Source organism: Thermodesulfovibrionales bacterium (genome assembly GCA_035622735.1).
Taxonomy (GTDB): domain Bacteria; phylum Nitrospirota; class Thermodesulfovibrionia; order Thermodesulfovibrionales; family UBA9159; genus DASPUT01.
Genome location: DASPUT010000112.1, coordinates 1 through 5,251, shown reverse-complemented (window position 1 = coordinate 5,251; position 5,251 = coordinate 1). Strand labels below are relative to the sequence as shown.

At 53.5% G+C, this 5,251-nt stretch carries 5 protein-coding genes; 3 read left to right on the top strand and 2 right to left on the bottom strand.

Annotated features, from left to right (window positions below; all coding sequences use genetic code 11):
• The 3 genes from VEI96_06420 to VEI96_06410 all read left to right on the top strand — a co-directional run.
• Positions 1–732: CpsD/CapB family tyrosine-protein kinase (locus VEI96_06420; protein ID HXX57617.1), on the top strand; the 732-nt coding region annotated here is incomplete at its 5' end.
• Between the two features lie 63 nt (positions 733–795).
• Positions 796–1,503 (top strand): CpsB/CapC family capsule biosynthesis tyrosine phosphatase, encoded by a 708-nt coding sequence (locus VEI96_06415; GenBank protein HXX57616.1) that lies wholly within the window; start codon positions 796–798, stop codon positions 1,501–1,503.
• Entirely contained in the window at positions 1,493–3,844 is a 2,352-nt protein-coding gene (locus VEI96_06410; GenBank protein ID HXX57615.1) for an O-antigen ligase family protein, read from the top strand. Before VEI96_06415 ends, VEI96_06410 begins: the two co-directional genes overlap by 11 nt.
• Before the next feature lie 19 nt (positions 3,845–3,863).
• Here the strand turns inward: VEI96_06410 and VEI96_06405 are convergent, their stop codons facing one another.
• Both VEI96_06405 and VEI96_06400 read right to left on the bottom strand, forming a co-directional pair.
• Complete coding sequence (locus VEI96_06405) at positions 3,864–4,688, bottom strand: hypothetical protein (protein ID HXX57614.1); 825 nt, start codon at positions 4,686–4,688, stop codon at positions 3,864–3,866.
• A 59-nt stretch (positions 4,689–4,747) separates the two neighbouring features.
• The coding region (locus VEI96_06400; protein HXX57613.1) for a hypothetical protein at positions 4,748–5,251 on the bottom strand (504 nt) is incomplete at its 5' end.

The following is a 5,251-nucleotide window of genomic DNA, read 5'->3' as shown; positions in this document are numbered from 1 at the left end:
GTGAAGTCGGGAGGCAAATCCGTTGAGGACATGGTGATGAGAGAGCCTTCTTCGGCCTTTGCTGAAAATTTTAAGGCCATCAGGACGGCGCTCCTTCTTTCGTCCGCCGTAAGACCTCCGAAGCGGGTACTCGTCACGAGTGCCGGCCCAGGTGAAGGCAAGACAACAATCGCCATTAACCTATCGATAGCGGTTGCCCTGTCGGAATACAGCGTTCTCTTAATCGACGCAGATCTAAGAAAGCCGCGCATTCATAAGGTCTTCGGACTGAGCAACGCAAAGGGATTGTCTACCTGCCTCGCCGGCACCTCAGCTTTTGACTCGATTCAAGAGGGACCGTTACCGAATCTCAGCATCATTCCATCAGGCCCGATCCCGCCGAACCCCTCTGAACTGCTCAGTTCGAACAGGCTGAATGAATTCGTCGAAACGCTCAGTGAAAAATTCGATATTGTTATCTGTGATTCACCGCCGCTCCTGACTGTCACCGACGGCCTAGTACTCGGGCGGATAGTCGACGGAACTCTTATCGTCACCAGGTCAGGAAAGACGACTTACGAGAATGTGAAGAGGGGTCTGAGATTCTTGCACGGCAGACGGCGAGATGACGCGGAGTCCCATGTCCTCGGTATCATTATTAATGCCCTTGATATCAAGAAGGATGACTATTCCTATTACCGCTATCATAACTACTATTATTCCGAGGAAGAGGAGACGCAATCACCGGGTTAAGGGATCGGCATCCCCTACAATACTCATGATCCCACTCTTTTAATTAGGGTCGGTAGGGTCCTCTTGATCGACATCCACTGTCACATCCTTCCCCGGATAGACGATGGGCCGGCAGATATCTCGGAGTCAATCGAAATGGCGAAAACGGCCTGCCAGGATGGAATTACCACGATCGTGGCCACTCCCCATGTTCGCGATGCGCTGCTGCCTCCCCAGGATATAGGGGCTGGTGTGGACGCATTGAACCGCCGTCTCCGTGATCTCGATATCCCGGTAACGATACTTCGGGGGGCTGATGTGAACGCCCTCATCGACCCTTCGCTGCTGAAGGATTATGCGGTGGAGGCAACGAACTATATCCTTCTCGAATTCCCCCACAGTCATTTGCCCTTGCAGGCGAGGAGCATCCTCTTCAATATGGCGGCACAGGGGTTCCGTCCCATCATAACCCACCCCGAAAGAAATTCTTCGGTCATGAATGATCCCGCTCTGCTCTTCGATTTACTCGATTCGAACTGCCTTGTTCAGATAACCGCAGATTCTCTCACCGGAGGGTTCGGCACCGATGTGCGCGAGTGTGCCGTTTATCTCCTGAAGAGAGGCATCGTCAATCTGATTGCGACCGATGCTCATTCTAACAGCCGGCGCAGGCCGGTACTCTCCGAAGGACTCAAGGTTGCGGGGGAAGTGATAGGCAGAGAAAACGCCGCCAGGCTGGTAACAGCGAATCCGGAGGCAGTAGTATCGGGCAGATCGATCTATGTTCCGTAACATCTACCGTATATATCTCCTTATCCTGATCTTTGCTCCTCTCGCCTTCGGCACGGTTGAGCCATGGTCGTTAACCGTCATGGAGACCCTTTCGTTCGTGAGTCTTCTCCTTTATCTTCTCAGGGAGACAAAAAAAGGAGAAAGCTCTCTTCATGATGTCCCCGGCATCGTCCCGTTACTCTGCCTCGCTGCGTATTACGTGCTGCAACTCATCCCTTTGCCGGCGGGGCTGGTGAGGTTCCTCTCTCCCGAGACATACGGGCTCTATACTTCCACGGTCGGGATCGTGGAACCGGTCAAATGGATTTCATTGTCAATTCACAAGAAGGCTACCCTTCAGGAGTTTTTCCGGTTCGCGGCGTACGTGGCCTTTTACATTCTCACCGTGCAAATGCTGAGCAGGAGAGAACTCCTGAAGAAAACGGTCGCGACGGTAATCCTCTTTTCTTCTGGAATCGCGTTTCTCGCGATACTCCAGTATCTATTTTACAATCGTAAGATCTTCTGGCTCAGGGATCTTCCCGTCGCGGGTTTTCCCTTCGGCCCATTCGTGAACAGAAACCACTATGCGGGTTTCATGGAGATGGTCTTCCCCGTCGCTCTCTGCGTCTTTCTTGCCCTTAAACCGAGGGTTGAATACGAGTCCCTGCGTGAAAAGTTGTCGGAACTCCTCGGCAGGAGGCGTGCGAATAACTATCTGCTCACCGGTCTCGCATCGATCCTCATCGCTACCTCTGTTTTCCTGAGCCTCTCGAGGGGGGGGATTTTGAGCCTCTGCGTCTCGATGATTTTCCTGGGCGGGCTGCTCATCATGAACGGGATAAACAGGCGGAGGGGCATCGTTGTCATCGCGATCTTCGTCGTCATTGTCTTTTCAGTCGGGTGGATCGGATGGGGACCTGTTCTCGAGCGCTTCGAAAAGACGAGGGACATCCACGGAGAGATCAAGGACGCGAGGCAGACATTCTGGAAGGACAGTATGACGATCATCAAGGATTACCCCGTGACCGGGGCCGGTTTCGGCACATTCGCCGATCTCTATCCCAAATACCGGACTCTCCAGGCAGAGTACCTTATCGACCATGCGCATAATGATTATCTCGAAATTCTTATTGACGGGGGCGTCATCGCATTTCTCCTGACGGCGTGGTTTTTCCTGACGCTGTTATACCGTTCTTATAGTCGATTCCTCACTCGGAGGGAGAGCTATTCCCGTTATCTTTTTATCGGAAGCATCACGGGAATGGCTGCGATCCTCATTCACAGTTTCACGGACTTTAATCTCCATATCGGATCGAACGGGCTCTATTTCTTTTTTCTGGCCGGGCTGACGGTTTCGGCAGCAAACACGAGATTACGGGAGGGGCTTGGCAGGACCTATCTGAGGGCCATCCCGTCTCCGCCGCTGCGCCCGCTCGTTTTCTCCGCCGCCCTCATCCTGTTCGCGAGCCTCGTCTTTAACGGGGGTCTGCTGATCGGCGACTTCACCTATTCCTTTATCAAAGGCCTTCGCCTTTACGGGGGCATTGATGAGAAGACACTGCTTTCGATGAAGGACGCCGCTCATCGGGCATCCCTCTTCGATCCGCTTGAGCCGGAATATCACTACGCCGTCGGGAAGACAGAGATGGCGTTAGTGCAGACGAAGAACGCCATCGTTCATTACCGTGAGGCGGTCGATCTCAGCCCCCTCAGGGGAGAGTATCTGCAGGGCATGGGACTTGCTTATTCCACTTTGCGGGACGCGGATAGAGCGGAGAAGTTGCTCCGGGCGGGCATCACCTGTGATGTTGCTGATCACAGGAGATATGGGACATATGCTGCGTGGCTCTTTTCGCAGGGGCGGCGGGAGGAGGCGATGGAGAATATAAAGACGGCGATCTCTCTCGCTCCGAACAAAACGGGAGGATACATCACGGCCATGGTGTTGCAGGGGGTGAGCGATGAGGAGATGGTGAATGCCCTGCCTGAAAGGGTGCTGCCGTATCTCACTTTCGGAGACTACCTGCATCGTATCGGGAAAGAAGAACCGGCTGAACATGCATACCGAAACGCGCTAAACTGTCTCGGTCACGAAGAAGTGGTGAATGCCTCGTTTTTCTACAGAGTCTATGAGTATTACGCGAAGCAGGGACTCTACGATGAGGCATTGAAAGTCATGCAGCAGGCGATGACCTTTCTTCCGAAGGATGCGGGCATACGGATTACCACTGGTGCGATATATGAAAAACTCGGCATCACTCACCGGGCCCTTGAGGAATATCGCAATGCCCTGACGATAGACCCCAAGAACCTTCAGGCCCTGGGGAGATTGGATGCCCTTGAGTCAAGAAGGAAATAGGTGAACGGATGCCCTTCCGTTACTTAGGGAAGAGGAACTGAACTTGAAACCGAATCTGCCATTCCGGTCCAAGGCCCTCCGGATGAGCGATGTTATAGTATGACTGTAACGAAGCATTAACAGGCAGCTTTCCGAACATGTGAAAGATCTGGCCTATGCCGCCGCCCAGAGGCACTATCCAATCTCCTGTCTTCCAGTTGGCTGTCAAAATCGGGGACGATGTGAGATACGTGCCGGTCTTTCCGAAGTTGTAGTTGACGAACGGCTGGAGCAGGAAATTGTTATAGGCACTGGAGCCGTTGCCGCCCAAAGACCAGAGGTTATTGATCAGGGCGCCATACACCCAGGGCCCATCGATGCGCAGTCCCACAATAGAGGGGCCGAGACCCCAAAGATTCGATCCCAGCCTGCTGTCCGTATGGGTCGGTATCTGTGCTATCATGCCGACGCCCCAGATGAATCCGTCGGCTTTTTTGGCAGGCGACAGGAATAACGATAACTGGGTGTCGCCGAGCCCGAACTGTGTATCCTGTCCCGGAGCAAAAGGAGGCTGAGAGATTACCGGCATAATCGTGCGGGTGATAAGGTTCCAGTCCGAGCTCAGTTCGAAGGGGATGACGGGCTGGATGTTCAGGATGTTCTGCACTCCGCCCTGGGGGCCGACGTTAAAGTTGATGTTGTTCTGAAACGGCACGCTGACTAAATTTGCGACAGGGTTTTGCGCTGCCTTGGCAAGTTCCTCGTTGTCTGGCTCGGCAGCCCACAGAGGCACGGCATTCGACACAAACATGGCAAATAGCAGCACAGGAAACAAGGCACGAAGTCCTAACTTCATCGCTTTCATTCAATCCTCCTTATTGTCAACAATAGGAGTAGTATTCGCGTTTTCCCTTTACATCGCTATCAGTAATGCAGATTCTTAAGAAACTTCGCCTGGATGTTATCCTCTATCTTCCAGCCTCGCTTCTCCAGGCCCTTGCGGGCTTCGGCATCCACCTTTCCGGTAATCCAGAGCTCTTTGCCTGTGAGGTTAGGGATATTCTGTATTGCCTGTGAGATTTCAGCCTCTTTCCTCGCCAGTGAAGCGGTCCATGCGATATAATCGAGTGGGAATGCCCCGACGACCTTCCCGCTCTTTGTCAGGAGCAGGGGCGTTCCGCCGGCATCGATGATAGCGGCAACAGACTGTTCTTTCTCGTTATAAAGTTCCATGAGCTGGGCCCGAACGCGCAGGAAGAGTGTCACCGCTTCTTCATGCGCCCTGTTTGCCTTCTCGATATAAATCGAGGCACCCATGAGACCGGGAATGTTGGCGAGAGCCCCGATGAGGAGCGTCTTTTCCTGGGGATCGTAGGCGACGTTCTTCAGGAAGGACTGGGCAAGGCTATCAGGCACCCCCATCGCCGA

Excerpts from the sequence above, each read along its gene's own strand:
- VEI96_06405 (HXX57614.1), bottom strand. The coding sequence starts at position 4,688 with ATGAAAGCGATGAAGTTAGGACTTCGTGCCTTGTTTCCTGTGCTGCTA.
- VEI96_06410 (HXX57615.1), top strand. The coding sequence starts at position 1,493 with ATGTTCCGTAACATCTACCGTATATATCTCCTTATCCTGATCTTTGCT.